This is a genomic window from Sphingomonas sp. G-3-2-10, assembly GCF_012927115.1.
In the GTDB taxonomy this organism is placed as follows: domain Bacteria; phylum Pseudomonadota; class Alphaproteobacteria; order Sphingomonadales; family Sphingomonadaceae; genus Sphingomonas.
On sequence record NZ_JABBFY010000001.1, the window covers coordinates 1,082,741 to 1,098,406 of the forward strand.

Consider the following 15,666-nt stretch of genomic DNA (forward strand, 5'->3'; position numbering starts at 1 on the left):
GCCGAAATCGAACCGGCGCTCGGCCTTGGCCGGCGTCGCTCGATGCGTGCGCCCGTGTCGCTCGACGCAAAGATCGGCCGCGGCGGTCTCGACCGCGCCTTGTGCAAGGTCATCGACCTTTCGCAGCATGGCGCCAAGCTCCAGACCTATTCCGAACTCCGCGCGGGCTCGATGATGTGGCTGACCCTTCCCAAAGTGGGACATTGGGGCGCTCGCGTCGTCTGGGCGCGTGACTTCGAGGCGGGCCTCGAATTCCAGAATCCCCTTAGCGAGGAAGCGTTCGAGGCAATTACCGGGTAATAATCCGGGCGCTCGCGCCGCGCGAACCGCAATATTGCGTTAACCAGATTCCTTAGTCATGTTCCCCGCATCACAGAGGGGGACTGTGAATGCTGGGGCGTTCGCTCGTCTGCGCCATTACGATCCTGATGATCGCAACGCCTGCTGCGGCGGGCGAACGCACCGGCTATACCCCCATACCCGACACGCTGAGCCTGCTGATGCAGGACGATGACGCGACGCATGGCGGCAACGGGATCCGCCTGATGTCCGTTCCGGGGTTCACGCTGGACCAGCGCGTCGTGGCGGGCGGCGCCGAGGCGGATGATCTTGTGGTATTCGACGCGCTGAACCTGTCGTCGTTCCGCTATCTCGCGGTGACGGCCGATGGCATATTGTCCGCAACCGGCACGTGGCGGCTGCCCGAAGTGGCAAGCGGCCGAATCCTGCGGCCGGACGTCAATCCGGCACTGAGCGAAATCCGCGCCGGTTCCGCTCGTGGCCACCGCCGGCGCTCGGCGCTCAGCGCCAGCCTGGAGTTCCGGCTCGACGGGCGCGAGGAGAGCCCGCCGTTCACGCTGGGTGGCGGGGCTGGGACGGTGCTGAACATGGTGCGCAAGCGCTAGGCTTCCACCGGGCGGCAGGGCGCATTAGGCTGTGGCCATGAACCTGCGCCATATCGAGATATTCCACTCCGTCTATGTCAACGGATCGGTCAGCGCCGCGGCGCGGGCGCTCAACGTCTCGCAGCCTTCCGTTTCGAAGATGCTGCGCCACGCCGAATCGCTGCTCGGCTTCCAGCTTTTCCAGCGCACCAATGGCAGGCTGGTGCCGACCGAAGACGCGCATACGCTGTTCACCGAAGTCAGCGAGATCCAGGAACGCGTCTATGCCCTGCGCGAAGCCGGGCGGAACCTGCGCCGCGGATCGGGCGGCACGCTGCGCATCTCGGCGCTGCCGTCGCTGGCGCTGGCCGCGCTGCCCACCGCCGTCGCGCGCTTCATGCGGACGCATCAGGACGTGAAGTTCGATCTGCAGACGGTCCATCACGACGATCTGCTGCGCAAGCTCTACGAACGCGAGACCGATGTCGCGATCGCCTATGAAGTTCCCCCCGCGACGCCGCTGGGCAATCGCTGGCTGGGGGAGGGCGAACTGGTCGTCCTCTATCGCGAAGAGGATATGCCCGATGCCCCGCCGCGCCTCGAGCTGGAGGCGCTGAGGGGCCGCAAGTTCATCAGCGTGGTGGGCAGCGGCCCGATCGGCCAGATTTTCAGCCAGGAACTGGCGCGGCTCGATCTCGAACTCGACGAAGTGGTGTCGGCGCGCACCTTCTACATCGCGACGGCGCTGGTGCGGCAGGGCGTCGGCATGACCGTGGTGGACAGCTTTACCGCACAGGCTTCGCTCAGCCCGGGCCTGTCGATCCGCCCGCTTAAGCCGCAGATCACGTTCGACGTCCACGCAATGTTTCTGCTGAACCGCCCGCCGACCGCGCTTGCCACCGATTTCCTCAAGACGCTCGGGCAGGTGATCAACGTGCCATAACGAAAGGGCATGTTCGGCCTAGCAGAGACTATGCGTATGTTTCCAAGGGCCAAGTTACGTTTGGGGCATATGATCCCGGCACCCTATCTTTTGTATCTCGGTCACAGCACCGATTTCGTAGGCATCAAAACCTCGCGCGGTCTCGCGACCTTCCGTCCGGAGGATTGCGTCGGCGAGTTCCGTCATGACGATTGCCCGCTCACGCTCGATCTGCCGCGCTTGACCATCGAGGAAGGCGCAGCGCGGGGCGCGAAGACCCTCGTACTCGGCATCGCCAATTCGGGCGGGGTGATGGGGGGCGATCTGGTCAACGACGCCGCCGCTGCGCTCGAAGCGGGCATGAACGTCGCCGCCGGTCTGCACCAGCGGCTGCGCGATGTGCCCCGTCTCGCCGATCTGGCGAAGGAACGCGGCCTGCAACTGTTCGACGTTCGCGATCCCCCCGCAGACCTGGTGGTCGGTACGGGCTATGCCCGCGCCGGCCACCGTCTTCTTACGGTGGGCACCGATTGCTCGGTGGGCAAGATGTACGCCACGCTGGCGCTGACCACCGCGCTGCGCGCGCGTGGCGTCAAGGCGGACTTCCGCGCCACCGGGCAGACCGGCATCCTGATCGCGGGCGGCGGGATTCCGATCGACGCGGTGGTCGCCGACTTCATCTCCGGCGGGATCGAAATGCTCGCGCCGGCGCGCGACGATGACGGCTGGGACCTGATCGAAGGACAGGGATCGCTGTTCCACCCGAGCTTCGCCGGTGTCTCGACCGGCCTGCTTCACGGCGCGCAGGCCGAAGCGATCGTGCTGTGCCACGATCCGATGCGCGAAAGCATGCGCGGGCTGAAGAACCGCAAGCTGCCGGGCCTGCAGGAATGCCTCGATGCGAACCTCCAGGTCGCGCGGCTGACCAGCCCCGACGTGCGCGCGGTCGGCGTGTGCCTCAACACGTCCGCGCTGGACCGTGACGAGGCGCTGACCCTGTGCCGCCGGACCGAGGACCAGCTGGGCCTGCCCGCCACCGATCCGATCGCCTTTGGCGCCGACGCCATCATCGACGAGCTGCTATGCCTCGCACCCTCCGCGCGCAGCACGATCGCTTCGCACTGAACCGCCCGTTCCGCATCTCGCGCGGGGTGAAGACCGCCGCGGATGTGGTGACGGTGACGGTCGAGCAGGACGGCCTGCGCGGGCAGGGCGAAGGCGTGCCCTATCCGCGTTATGGCGAGAGCATCGACAGCGCGCTTGCCGAGATCGAAGCGGTACGCGATGCGATCGAGGCCGGCGTGACGCGCGAGCAGATCCAGTCGCTGATGAAACCGGGCGCCGCGCGAAACGCCGTCGATTGCGCCCTGTGGGACCTCGAGGCGCGCCAGTCGGGCCACAGCGTGGCTCAGATCATCGGCGATCCCGAGCCGCAACGGCTGGCCAGCGCGCTGACCGTGGTCATCGACAGCCCCGCCGCAATGGGCGCCGCCGCACGCGAGATCGCAGCCGCGCCGCTGATCAAGGTTAAGGTCGACACCAATTCGCCCGACGAGCAGGTTTCCGCCGTCCGCGCCGCCGCGCCGAACGCGCGACTGATTGTCGATCCCAACGAAAGCTGGGACGAGGGGCTGGTCCGAGCGCTTCAGCCGCTGCTGGTGGCGCTCCGCGTCGATCTGCTCGAGCAGCCGGTGCCGTCAGAGAACGACGCATGGCTGGAAGGCTTCACGCCGGACATTCCGATCTGCGCCGACGAATCCGCGCATGTCGCGGGCGATATCGATCAGCTCGCACGCCGCTATCAGGTGGTGAACGTCAAGCTGGACAAGACCGGCGGCCTCACCGCGGCGCTGTCGCTTGCCGCAGCGGCGCGGTCGCGCGGGCTGGGGCTGATGACCGGCTGCATGGTCAGCTCGTCGCTGTCGATCGCGCCCGCGCTGCACATCGCCCGCATGTCCGACTTCGTGGACCTTGACGGGCCGGTCTGGCTCCGGGAGGATCGGCCGGGCGGGGTTCGCGACGAAGCGGGATATATGTTCCCGCCCTCGCAAGGTTTCTGGGGAACATTATGATTTCGCGCCGCATCTCACTCCTGGTCGGGATCGCGGCGCTGTCGCTCGGGGCCGCGCCGAAGCCGCACCAGATCTATGACGTCGTGATCCTCGGCGGTACGGTTTACACTGGCAGCGACGAAGCCTTTGTCGGCAATATCGGCATCGTTGGCGACAAGATCATGTACGTCGGCACCAGCAACGATCTCCCGGCGAAACGGATCGTCGACGCAAAGGGCATGATCGTCGCTCCCGGCTTCATCGATCCGCATACGCATATGGGGCCGGAACTGGCGTCGAACGACCCGAAAACGCGACTGATCCCGGCCTTTCTGATGCAGGGCGTCACCACTGCGTTCATCGGCAATGACGGCGGCGGATCGCCCGATGTCGGCAAGGTGCTGGCCAGTGCGCAGACCAAACCGGTGGGCATCAACTATGCCGCCTATATCGGCTTCGGCGCGGTGCGTGAGCAAGTGATGGGTGCGGGCGACCGCGCGCCGAACGCGGAAGAACTGGAGAAGATGAAGGGCCTTGTGGGCACCGCGATGTGCCAGGGCTCGCTCGGGCTTTCGACGGGCCTGTTCTACGCGCCGCAAAGCTTCTCCAAGACCGGCGAAGTGGTCGAGCTCTCGAAGGTCGCCGCCGCGCATGGCGGCGTTTACGACAGCCATATCCGTGACGAATCGAGCTACACCGTGGGGCTGGCCGGCGCGATCGAGGAAGTGCTGACCATCGCGCGCGAAGCCAGGATTCCGGCGCATATCGCGCACATCAAGGCGCTGGGCGTCGATGTGCAGGGACAGGCGCCCAAGATCATCGCGATGATCGAAGCGGCGCAGGCATCGGGCCTGACGATCACCGCCGATCAATATCCCTGGTCGGCATCGGGCACGAGCCTGGTCGCATCGCTGATGCCGCTCTGGGCGCAGGATGGCGGCCGCCCGGCGCTGCTCAAGCGGTTCGACGATGCGGCACAGCGCGAGAAATTGCGCGCGGGCATCACCGAGAATCTCCGCAAGCGCGGCGGCGCGGAGAAGCTGCTGATCGTCGAGGGCAAATATCTCAACCGCACCCTCGCCGATGTCGCGAAGGAGCGGAACGAGGATCCGGTGACCGCCGCGATCTCGGTGATCCGCATCGCCGATCCGGGCGTCGTCTCATTCAACCAGAGCGAAGGCGACATCACGGCCTTTATGAAGATGCCGTGGGTGATGACCGGATCCGATGCGTCGGGCGGGCATCCGCGCGTCTTCGGCAGCTTCGCGCGGAAATATGCGAAATATGTGGTGGCCGAGAATGTCATCACGCTGCGCCAGTTCATCGAACGGAGCACGTCGCTGACCGCCGACACGTTCGGCCTGACCGGGCGCGGGCGGATCAAGCAGGGCAATTTCGCCGATATCGTCGTGTTCGATCCGAAGACCTATGCCTCGCAGGCGACCTATGAACAGCCCAAGCTGCTTGCCTCGGGCGTCCGCACCGTCGTCGTCAACGGCGTGCTGGCGGTCGACAATGGCACGATGACGGGCAAGGCGGCGGGCCGCGCGCTGGCGCACAAGCCGACGGGCGTCTGCAAATGAGCTGGTGGTTCGGCGTGCCGCTGTGGAAGCGCGTCCTCGGCGCGCTGGCGCTGGGGCTCGTCTTCGCCTTCGCCTGGCCCGCGGGCACGCCCTATGTCGCCTTCATGGGCGATCTGTTCGTCCGCGCGATCCGGATGCTGGTCGCGCCGATCGTGCTGGTGACCATCGCATCGGGCATCACTTCGCTGGCCGATCCCAAGCGGCTCGGCAGCCTTGGCGGGCGGACCATCGGACTGTTCGCCTTCACCACGGCGATCGCGGTTTCGGTGGGGATGCTGGTCGCGACGCTGGTGCAACCCGGCGTCGGCGCGCCGCTAGGCACCGCAACGGCGCATGCGCTGGGCGAGCCGGTGACGCCCTATCAGCAACTGATCGGCATCATCCCGCTCAACATCGTCGAGGCTCTGGCCAAGGGCGACATGCTCGCGCTGATTTTCGTCGCGATCCTGGTCGGGTGCGGCACGGTGGTGGCGGGCGAAGCGGGCAAGCCGTTCGCGAACCTGCTCCAGTCGCTCTCGGCGGTGCTGCTCAAGGTCGTCGGCATCGTGATGGAAGCCACGCCTTTCGGTGTGTTCGCGCTGGTCGCCAACGCGGTGGCGTCGAAGGGCGTCGACGTGTTCGTCAATGTCGGCTGGCTGGCGCTGGCGGTGGTGCTGGGATCGGCGATCCAGATCATTATCGTCCACAGCCTGATCCTCAAATTCGTCGCGAAACTGCCGCTGCTGCCCTTCTTCCGCGGCATCGTCGATGCCCTCGCGGTGGCCTTTTCCACGGCATCCAGCGGCGCGACCTTGCCGGTGGCGATGCGCGTGGCCGAGCAGAATCTGGGTATCGGCCGCCCGGTCTTCTCCACCGTCCTCCCGCTCGGCGCCAGCATCGGCAAGGACGGGACGGCAATGTATGTCGGCCTGCTCAGCATGTTCGCGCTTCAGGCATTCGGCGTGCCACTGACCCCGACCGTCTATGCACTCGTGCTGCTGACCGGCGCGCTGGCTGCGTTCGGCACCGCGCCGGTGCCTTCGGCGTCGCTGTTCATGTTGGCGGCAGTACTATCGGCAGTCGGCGTCTCGCCCGAACAGACTGCGCTGGTGGTCGGCTTCGTCCTGCCATTCGACCGGCTGCTCGACATGACCCGTACCGTTCCCAGCGCCAGCGCCAACCTGACCGTCGCGACTACCGTGGCGCGATGGGAAGGGGAGCTGGACGAGGAGGTTTACCGGTCGAAGGTGGATACCTGATCGTTCCTGGTCCCCGGCGAAGGCCGGGGGCCAGTTGCAAGGCGGTGATGGTGAGCGCGTGCCCGCTTTTCCTGCGCTTTCCAGACTGGACCCGGCCTTTGCCGGGGAACTAGTAGGGAAACGCGCAGTTTCCCTCGCGCAATGACCAGCGCCAGCGGCACCACCAATTACGATTACGCCCGCGGCCTCGCGCGCGCATTCGGCGGGGCGATCCTGTTCGGGCTGCCGCTGCTGATGACGATGGAGATGTGGTCGCTCGGCCTCTACGCGCATCCGGGGCGGCTGTTGCTGTTCCTCGCGCTCAACTTCGTGGTGCTGGTGATCCTGTCGCGCTTCGGCGGGTTCGAGCATACCGCGACGCTGATCGAGGACATACTCGACGCGCTGGCCGCTTATGGCGTCGGCATCATCGCGTCGGCGGCCGTGCTTGCCCTGTTCGGGCTACTGACACCTTCGGTGCCGCTCGGTGAAGCGATCGGCATGGTTGCCGTGCAGGCCGTGCCGGCCAGCTTCGGCGCGATCATCGCCCGCAAGCAGCTGACCGGCGGCGAAGCGGAGGAAGACGAGGATCATGAGGCCCGCGCCTCGGGCTATGCGGGCCAGCTCTTCCTGATGATGGCAGGCGCGCTGTTCCTTGCCTTCAACGTCGCGCCGACCGAGGAGGTGATCCTGATCGGCTTCAAGATGACGCCTTGGCACAGCCTTGCAATGGTCGCGGCATCGCTTGCCCTGCTGCATGTGCTGGTGTTCGCGGTCGGTTTCGCAGGACAGGAGGAAGCGCCGGAAGGCTATGGCCCGCTCCGCCGGTTCCTGATCTTCACGACGCCCGGCTATGCCATTGCGCTGCTGGTCAGCTTCTATGTGCTGTGGACCTTCGGCCGGGTGGATGGCGCCGAGATCGGCACCATCGCCGGCGCGGTGGTGGTGCTCGGCTTCCCCGCCGCGATGGGCGCGGCTGTCGCAAGGCTGGTGGTCTGATGGCGAAGAAACAACCTGCGCGGACGCCGCTGCTCGAATGGATCGCCGCCGGGATCGGGCTGATCCTGCTGCTGATCGTGTTCGGCGCGATCGGGCAGGAAGCCATGACCGGTGCTGCCGACGAACCGCCCGCAATCACCGTGACGGCAGGGCAGGTGACACAGACCGGCGCGGGCTTCGTCGTGGCATTCGAGGCGAACAATGCATCGCGCGGGACGGCGGCAGCGGTAGAGATCGAAGGCAAGCTCGCCTCGGGCGAGACGAGCAGCGCGACACTCGACTATGTCCCCGGACGCGGCAAGACCGCTGGCGGACTGTTCTTCACGACCGACCCGCGCGGGCAGCAACTCGAACTGCGCGCGCTCGGCTTCCAGACGCCCTAGCGCAGCGGCACCTCGCGCCCCGAAACCCATACGCGGCGCACCGCGTACAGATCTTCGATCCGTTCGTCCGGGCGCCCGGCGACCAGGACCAGATCGGCGCGCATGCCCTTTGCGATCCGGCCATGCCCACGCTGTTGCCCCATGATCCGCGCGCTGACGCTGGTCGCCGCGCGCAATGCCTGCGCAGGGGTAAAGCCTAGCGTCGTCAGCAGCCTGATCTCGCGGATCGCCGCCAGCCCCTGATAGACGCCGCCGATCCCGGTATCGGTGCCGATCCCGATCGGGATGCCCGCGCGATGCAGGATGCGGACATTCTCCTGCATGATGCGCCAGCGCTTCGCGTCATAGGCTGCGATCGCCGCGATCGGCTGGCCCATGCGCTTCTCCTCCCGTTCGAGATCGTCGGGCTGGAGCCGCGCCCATTCGGCGGGCAGGAACTTGCGATCCTCCTGGGGCTCGTACACCGCCAGCGTGGGGACATAGGCAGTGCCGCCGCGCTTCATCAGCCGGATCAGCTCGCGGTCGGCCGGCGCGTCGCCGATGCCGTGGACCAGCGCATCCACGCCCGCCCGCGCCGCCAGCTTGGCGCCGTCCAGCGTCACCGTATGCGTCACCACCGGCACGCCCTGCGCATGGGCCGCCTTCACGATCTCGGTCAGCGTCGGCAGATCGATATTCGGCCGGTCGATATCGCGGCCATAGCGCCAGCCATCGGCGAACACCTTGATGACGTCGGGCCGCAGCGGCAGCAGCCGCGCCATCGCCGCGCGCGCCTGTTCGGGCGTGGTGACCTGAGCGGTGATCGCGTTGGTATAGTCATATTCGGTCCCGTGCCCGTGCGGCACACCGAGACGGATCGCGAGCGACAAATGAGGGGTCAGCGCACCGAAACCCCGCACCGGCGCGATCGTATCCGGCGCGATCGAATATTCATTCACCGAAGTCACGCCGCTCGCCAGATAGGCGGCATAGCCTTTCGCGAGCACCTCTGGACTGGTGAAGGCGTCGCGCCGGGTATGGATGTGCAGGTCGTGCAGCCCGGGGATCAGCGTCATGCCGGCGCCGTCGATCACCGTCGCGTCCTGCACCCTCAGCCGCTGCCCGACCTTCACGATCCGGTCGCCGCGGATCAGCACGTCGCGGACCCGTGCGGGCGATCCGGTCCCGTCGAACACCCGCGCGCCGTGGATCAGCGTCGCCGGTTCGTCCGGAGGCGCCGCCGCGCCGAGCAGCAGCAACGCCGCCAGCAGCCCCAGCAGATGCCGCATCACCTGCCCTTGCTCTTCAGGCGCCGGTCGAGAAAATCGGCCGTCGCGCGATAGCTTTCCAGCCAGTTGGAAAAGAGGAAGAATTCGTGCCGGTCATTGGGGAACACCAGTTCCTCATAGGGAATGCGCCGCGCCGCGAGTTCGCGCGAAAGGATCAGCGACTGCCCAAAATCGACGCTCTTGTCGTCGTCGCCGTGGATCAGCAGCACCGGCGAACGCCAGGTGCCGATCGCGCCCATCGGCGAGGACGACCATTGCAACTGCCTCGCGGCATTCTGCGCGTCGGGCGAAAGATTGTTGGGCACGGGGCGCAGCATCGTGTGGACGCCGTGGAAATCGACGCCCGCCGCGAACAGATCGCTGTCCCGCGCCAGCGCCAGCGCGGTCAGGTAACCGCCCCAGCTGCCGCCCCAGATCCCGATCCGCGCCGGATCGACATGGCTCTGCGCCGCCAGCCAGCGCCCGCCGGCGATCACGTCGCGATATTCGCTGGCCCCGTCACGGGCGATCTCCGGCGCGTCGCGGAATTCGCGGCCATAGCCGGTGCCGCTGCGATAGTTGATCGACAGCACGTCATAGCCCTGCGCCGCGAGGTGCTGGTTCATAACATAAGCGTTGGAATAATAGCCCATCGGATGGAAGCCGAGCAGCATCTGCCGCCGCGGGCCGCCATGAACGTAGATCAGGGCAGGGTGCTTGCCCGGGCCCGTGGCGCGGAACAGCTGGGCATGGACCGTCACGCCATCCGCCGCCTTGTACGTCACGGCCTGCGGCACGACGAAGCTGCGCAGCGCGGGCGCCTTGCCCAGCGGGGTGAGCTTGCCGTTCGCGACCCGGGCCGGGTGCGCGATATGCGAAGCGTCGGTCGCGATCACCGCCAGCTCGCCATCGCCCGTGAAAGTCGGGAAGCTCTCGATCCCGTCGCCTTGCGTGATACGCACCGGATCGCCGCCATCGGGATCGGTCCGCCAGATGTTCCGCTTGTCGGGCTGGAGCCGGTTCGCCGAGAAGACGAGCGTCGCATTGTCGGGCGCGAGGATGAAAGTCTCGACCTCATAGCTGCCCTGCGTCAGCGGGCGGGGTTCGCCACCCTTCGCCGCATTGATCGCATAGACGTGGAGATAGCCCGAACGCTCCCACGGGAAGACGATCTCGCCGTCCGCGCTCCACCACAAATTGCGCATCCGCGTCCCGGCATAGCGCCCGCCCATGCCCTGCGGTGCTTTCCACAGGGTCCGAACCGAACCCGTCGCCAGATCGGCGATGCGGATCGACCAATAGGGGCCGCTGTCGCGCGCCGCGCCTGCCGGCGGATCGAGATACTGGATGAAGGCGACCTGCTTGCCATCGGGCGCGAAGACTGGCTCGACCGAATAGCCGAGGCCCGGTCCCAATTGCCGCACCTTCGCGCTGGCGACGTCGATCAGCGTGACGAAGCTATAGTCGTTCTGGTTATCGACCATCAGCAGTTGGGCGCCATCGGCCGACCATTGCAGCCGCGTCACTTCGCCGCCGAGCATCGCAATCCGCTTCGCCTCACCCTTCTCGCGCACCCACACTTCGCCGCGCCGGGTGAAGGCCAGCTTGGTCCCATCAGCCGAGAAGACCGGGGAATGTCCATCGCCCGCCAGCACCGGCTCCGCGCCGTCCGCCGGGATCAGCCACACCTGCTGCTTCGGCGCGGTCGCCAGCGATGCTGCGTTGAGCGTCGAACCATCGGCGAACTCGTCGTCGCCGCCCTTCACGAACGCGATCTGCTTCCCGTCGCGGCTCAGCGTTACATGGTAGAGCGGCTGGCCATCGTCCTGGGTGAAGCGGGTCACCTGCCGCGCGGGCTGGCCCTTGTCGGCGATCCAGATGTTGCGCACGCCAGAAGCGGTCTCGACCCAGGCGAAGCGCCCGGCATCACGCGCGCCGGTCAACTGCCCCGCATGGGGCAGGGCCATCGCTTCGGCGAGCGGATCCGCCTTCTGCGCTACTGCGGCCGGAGCCGTCGCCAATGCCAGCGCGCCGAGCGCGATCCGAAGCAAGTTTCGCAGTGCCATGACGGCAGCTTAGGGCGGCAAACCCGCCCCACAACCGTTCCATGCTTCGCGGTTATGCCCCGGCCAAGGCTCCGAATGAATTGCACGGGCCGGTTTTGGCTCTAGGTTCGCGGCCATGAACCGATCGTTGCTCGCGCTCGCCCTGCTCATCGCCACGCCCGCCACCGCGCAGGTCGCGCCGCCGCTTCAGCAGCGGGTCGAGACCGTGCTGGCCGAAGCAGGACCGGGGGTTCGCTACGGCCTTGTCGTCACCGACGAGGCGGGACGCGAGATCGTCGCGATCAATCCCGACGGCCGCTTCATCCCCGCGTCGAACACGAAGATGTTCACCACGGCGGTCGCATTCCACACCATGACCGGGCTCGACCAGCCCGACGTCGCGGGCGGCACCGTGGTGCTGCTGGACGGCAAGGACGTGGTTCTCGAAGGCGCTGGCGATGCCCGCCTGTCGAGCGCGGCGGACTGCAAGACCGACTGTCTGGCGGTGCTGGCCGATGCCGTGGCGAAGCGCACCAGGCGCGTCCGCGACGTGATCGGCGACGACACGCTGTTCCCCGACCAGCGCTGGAGCCAGGGGATGAGCTGGAACAATATCCCGTCGCGTTCGGGCACCGGCATCTCCGCGCTGACCCTCGACGACAACGAGCTGGCGCTCACGATCACGCCGGGCGAGGAGGGCGCCGAACCGAAGGTCGAGGGCTATCCCTATTTCACCCTCGACAACCGGATCATGACCGTCACCAACGGCAAGACCGATATCGGCTATGATCGCGAACCCAACGGCATGGTCCTGCGCCTGACCGGCACGATCAAGGCCGGCACGGTGGAAACGGTGCGCGTCGGTATCGACGATCCGGCGAACTATGCCGCATGGCGCTTTCGCAAGATGCTGGAGGAACGCGGCGTACGCGTGACGGGCAAGGTGACCGTGCGCCGCCGCGCGACCGGCCCCGCGGACGATCCCGCCAATCGCGGCAACCCGCCGGTCCGCGCGCCGCGCATCGCGGGGCTGGCCCAGCTCACTCCGCCGCCGCTGGCCGAGGACCTGACCCATATCAACAAGGTCAGCCAGAACCTCCATGCCGAACTGCTGCTCCGCCGCGTCGGCCTGGTCCGTGGCATGGGTTCGACGCAGGACGGGCTGGCCGAGGTCCGCGCGATGCTGGCGCTCGCCGGCGTGCCGCGCACCGCCTACGACTTTTCCGACGGCTCGGGCATGTCGACCTATAACCGCGTCGCACCGCGCGGGATGACGATCTTCCTGCGCTGGATCGCGGCGCAGCCCTGGGGCGAAGCCTATCGCGCCACGCTGCCCATCGGCGGCGTCGACGGCACGCTCGGCCGCCGCTTCAAGGGCACGCCGCTGGAAGGCCGCATCTTCGCCAAGACCGGCACGCTCAACGCCACCAACGGCCTGTCGGGCTATATGATCGGGAAAAGCGGCAAGCGGCTGATCTTCTCCGCATTCGCCAACGATGTGCCCGAAGGGGTTGGCGCAACGAAATGGATGGACGCCGCGCTGGTGCTGATCGCCGAAGCGAATTGATCTAATCTCCCTCTCCCCTTGGGAGAGGGAATTCACCCAAATGCCTTCGCCACCGCATCCCCCGTCTCCGGCCGCAACACGAAGATGCCGCTGTCGAAATGCCGCGTCGGATGCACGCGGTTGGTCAGCAGCGTCCATGCCAGTCCGAGCTCGAAATCGACCCACAGGCCGGTGCCGGTGAAGCCAGTATGGCCGATCGTCTCCCTCGAACAGGCTTGCCCGCCCGACCAGCCCGCGAACTTGCGCTCCCAACCGCAGGTGCGGTGGTCGTAATAAGGGGTCCGCATCGCTTCGATCATCGCGGGGGAAGCGCCGCTGCCGTCGAGCAGTCCCTGCGCGTAATCGAGCACGCCGTTCACCGTACCGAACAGCCCGGCATGGCCGGTCTGCCCGCCCATCGCGGCGCAATTCTCATCATGCACCTCGCCCTTCAGCACGCGCCCGCGCCAGTGGCAGAATTCGGTCGCGACCGCGGGGCCGGGGGGCGGGCCGAAGCTCAGCTCGGCGTTCAGCGCCCATTCGCCCAGCGGCCGCCCGGTGATCCGCTCGATCGCGATGCCCAGCAGGATGAAGTTGATGTCCGAATAGACCGGCGGGTCGACGTGCCGCCATTCGCGCTGGAGCACGAACGCGCGCAGCCGCGCCGGGTCGTCGCCATAGGTGTAGATCGGCTCCACCGCGGGGAAGAAGCTGCGATGCGCCAGACAATCGCGGAAGGTCAGCTTCCGCTCCGCCGCGTTGGCCACGTCATATTGCCGCAGGTCGGGGATCGCCGTGGTCAGCGGCGCATCGAGGTCGATCTTTCCCCAATCGGCGAGTTGCAGGATCATCGTGGTGGTGGCGATCACCTTCGACACCGACGCCAGATCGAACCAATGCTCGGGCGTCAGTATCTCCGGTTCGGGCTGGAGCGCCGCCATGCCGTCGGTCTTCGTCCAGCGCCGCCCGTCGGCGGTCACTACACCCAGCGTCGCTCCCGGTATCCGCTTGTCGGCAATGGCGCGCGCAGCCGGCGCGAAAGCGTCGTCGATCATGCAGCTTCCTCATAAGGCCGCGCCCTTGCCCGCGCGATCAGCGGCAGGAACAGCAACGCCGCCAGGCTGATCGCACCCGAGGCGAAGAAGAACGCATCGAAGCCACTGGCATTGAGCGCCTTCAGCCACGGCATCTTGTCGAGCTGCCCGACGATCGTGCCACCCGCGCCCGCCAGCAATCGCGAGAGCAGGAAGGCGAAGCCCGACAGGAACGCATATTGCGCGCCGGGATAGCGCGGGCTGCACAGCATCGACAGATAGACCACGAACACCGCCCCGGCCATGCCGTTGCCGAACTGGTCGAGCGCGGTGGCGATGTAGAGCGTCATCTCGTCATGCGGCATATGCGCCAGCCAGACGAAGCCGAAATTGCCGATCGCCGCGAAGATCGCGCCGATGGTCAGCGTGATCGCCGAGGGCCAGCGTGTGACCATCCATCCGCCAAGGCCAACGCCGACGATCGACGAAACCAGCGCGATGATCCCGTCCGCCCGGCCGATCTCGGTCTTGGTGTAACCCAGTCCGAGGATCATCGGCTTGGACAGGTTGAGCGCCAGCACGTCGCCCATGCGATAGATCGAAACGAACGCCATCAGCGTGATCGCAAGCGTGCCATAGCGCCAGAAGAAGTCGACATAGGGCCCGATCGCGGTCGAAGTGCGCAGCGGCGAGTTCGGACCCGCGGTGCGGATGCGGGGCAGGGCGATCGCCATTGCGAGGAATGGCAGCGCCGAAATGCCCAGCACCCAGGGCGTGACGTTGGTCTTGGCGTCGACGCCGATGCCCGACGCTGCGCCCAGCACCAGCCAGCCGACCAAAGCGGTGCCCAGCCCGATCGCCAGCAGGATTGCCGCGCTCGCACCGAGGCCGGTGACCAGCGCAACGCCGCGCCCGCCGGTGCCCGTGCCGCCTTCGCGCGAAGGCTGGGCGGGCAGCGAGGCAAGGATCGGCAGCGGAATGGCCGCCGCCAGCGTGATCAGCAGGTAGGACGAGGTCCAGCTCGGCTCGATTCCGAACCCGCGCAGGGTGCCCGCGAAGCTGCCGCTGGCATCGGCGAAGATCAGCGCGCCGCTGCCCGCCGCGACCATCGCGGTGCGATAGCCCCACAGGTTCGATGCCGCGATCGGCCCCTGTTCCTCCTGCGTGGGTGCCAGTTCGATGCGCCACGCGTCGGCGGCGACTTCCAGCGTGGTCGTCCAGAAGGCGAGCAGCACCGCGAACAGCGCCGTCACGGGCAGGCTGGCGTCCGATGCGGTCAGCGTCATCGCTGCCATCGACGTGACGATGCCCAGCTGCGACAGCATGATCCAGCCGCGGCGCTTGCCCCAGAAGCGGGCGAAGCCGGGCACGTCATATTTCTCGAGCAGCGGCGCCCACAGGAACTTGAACGTCGGCAGCAGCTGAACCCAGGCGAAGAAGCCGATGATCGTCAGCGCGACGCCATGATCGGTCAGCCGCGCCGACAGGATCGTGGAGAACATGTAGAAGGGCAGGCCAGCCGAGAAACCCAGCAGCACATACAGCGCCATCCGCCCGATTCCGGGCTTGATCGCTGGCGGGGGAAGGGTGGCGGCGTCAGTCACGAGCCGCCCTCAAATCGATGGTATCGAACCGCATTTCAGTCCCCCGAAGCATGTTTCCCCACGCTCGACTGCCCGGCGCGCGCAGTCAATGCCATGAGGGACGGGGCCACTGTTGCCCGCGCAACACGCTTTGGAGGGATTGTGTACCGAA

At 66.9% G+C, this 15,666-nt stretch carries 14 protein-coding genes; 10 read left to right on the forward strand and 4 right to left on the reverse strand.

Annotation, left to right across the window (positions count from 1 at the left end):
- The first annotated feature begins 42 nt into the window (after nucleotides 1–42).
- From HHL13_RS05465 to HHL13_RS05505, 9 genes are all read left to right on the forward strand, one after another.
- Nucleotides 43–300 carry a PilZ domain-containing protein gene (locus HHL13_RS05465; protein ID WP_240953628.1) on the forward strand — a complete coding sequence of 86 codons (258 nt, stop codon included), beginning with the start codon at nucleotides 43–45 and terminating at the stop codon, nucleotides 298–300.
- A gap of 89 nt (nucleotides 301–389) precedes the next feature.
- Nucleotides 390–905: a hypothetical protein gene (locus HHL13_RS05470; protein ID WP_169554712.1), complete on the forward strand. Its 516-nt coding sequence runs from the start codon at nucleotides 390–392 to the stop codon at nucleotides 903–905.
- Between the two features lie 37 nt (nucleotides 906–942).
- Nucleotides 943–1,827 (forward strand): LysR family transcriptional regulator, encoded by an 885-nt coding sequence (locus tag HHL13_RS05475; protein ID WP_169554713.1) that lies wholly within the window; start codon nucleotides 943–945, stop codon nucleotides 1,825–1,827.
- Nucleotides 1,828–1,896: 69 nt separating this feature from the next.
- Nucleotides 1,897–2,931 carry an N-acetyltransferase DgcN gene (gene dgcN / locus HHL13_RS05480; protein WP_169554714.1) on the forward strand — a complete coding sequence of 345 codons (1,035 nt, stop codon included), beginning with the start codon at nucleotides 1,897–1,899 and terminating at the stop codon, nucleotides 2,929–2,931.
- A complete protein-coding gene (gene dgcA, locus HHL13_RS05485; protein ID WP_169554715.1) occupies nucleotides 2,889–3,878 on the forward strand; it encodes an N-acetyl-D-Glu racemase DgcA in 990 nt (329 codons plus the stop codon). The genes dgcN and dgcA overlap by 43 nt, the downstream gene beginning before the upstream one ends.
- Nucleotides 3,875–5,440 carry an amidohydrolase family protein gene (locus HHL13_RS05490; protein WP_169554716.1) on the forward strand — a complete coding sequence of 522 codons (1,566 nt, stop codon included), beginning with the start codon at nucleotides 3,875–3,877 and terminating at the stop codon, nucleotides 5,438–5,440. Before dgcA ends, HHL13_RS05490 begins: the two co-directional genes overlap by 4 nt.
- Entirely contained in the window at nucleotides 5,437–6,678 is a 1,242-nt protein-coding gene (locus HHL13_RS05495; RefSeq protein WP_169554717.1) for a dicarboxylate/amino acid:cation symporter, read from the forward strand. The genes HHL13_RS05490 and HHL13_RS05495 overlap by 4 nt, the downstream gene beginning before the upstream one ends.
- Before the next feature lie 141 nt (nucleotides 6,679–6,819).
- Nucleotides 6,820–7,656, forward strand: coding sequence for a TIGR02587 family membrane protein (locus HHL13_RS05500; RefSeq protein ID WP_169554718.1), 837 nt, complete (start codon nucleotides 6,820–6,822; stop codon nucleotides 7,654–7,656).
- A complete protein-coding gene (locus HHL13_RS05505) occupies nucleotides 7,656–8,039 on the forward strand; it encodes a hypothetical protein (RefSeq protein ID WP_169554719.1) in 384 nt (127 codons plus the stop codon). Before HHL13_RS05500 ends, HHL13_RS05505 begins: the two co-directional genes overlap by 1 nt.
- Here the strand turns inward: HHL13_RS05505 and HHL13_RS05510 are convergent.
- Together HHL13_RS05510 and HHL13_RS05515 are read right to left on the reverse strand one after the other, a co-directional pair.
- Nucleotides 8,036–9,307 carry an amidohydrolase family protein gene (locus tag HHL13_RS05510; protein WP_169554720.1) on the reverse strand — a complete coding sequence of 424 codons (1,272 nt, stop codon included), beginning with the start codon at nucleotides 9,305–9,307 and terminating at the stop codon, nucleotides 8,036–8,038. The genes HHL13_RS05505 and HHL13_RS05510 overlap by 4 nt on opposite strands.
- A complete protein-coding gene (locus HHL13_RS05515) occupies nucleotides 9,307–11,337 on the reverse strand; it encodes a prolyl oligopeptidase family serine peptidase (RefSeq protein ID WP_240953630.1) in 2,031 nt (676 codons plus the stop codon). Before HHL13_RS05515 ends, HHL13_RS05510 begins: the two co-directional genes overlap by 1 nt.
- Before the next feature lie 130 nt (nucleotides 11,338–11,467).
- On the opposite strand from HHL13_RS05515, the gene dacB reads away from it, so the two are divergent.
- A complete protein-coding gene (gene dacB / locus HHL13_RS05520; RefSeq protein ID WP_169554722.1) occupies nucleotides 11,468–12,898 on the forward strand; it encodes a D-alanyl-D-alanine carboxypeptidase/D-alanyl-D-alanine-endopeptidase in 1,431 nt (476 codons plus the stop codon).
- A 32-nt stretch (nucleotides 12,899–12,930) separates the two neighbouring features.
- Here dacB and HHL13_RS05525 read toward each other — a convergent pair whose 3' ends face one another.
- Together HHL13_RS05525 and HHL13_RS05530 are read right to left on the reverse strand one after the other, a co-directional pair.
- A complete protein-coding gene (locus HHL13_RS05525) occupies nucleotides 12,931–13,932 on the reverse strand; it encodes a serine hydrolase (protein WP_169554723.1) in 1,002 nt (333 codons plus the stop codon).
- Complete coding sequence (locus tag HHL13_RS05530; protein WP_346775482.1) at nucleotides 13,929–15,515, reverse strand: permease; 1,587 nt, start codon at nucleotides 15,513–15,515, stop codon at nucleotides 13,929–13,931. The genes HHL13_RS05525 and HHL13_RS05530 overlap by 4 nt, the downstream gene beginning before the upstream one ends.
- Nucleotides 15,516–15,666 lie beyond the last annotated feature (151 nt).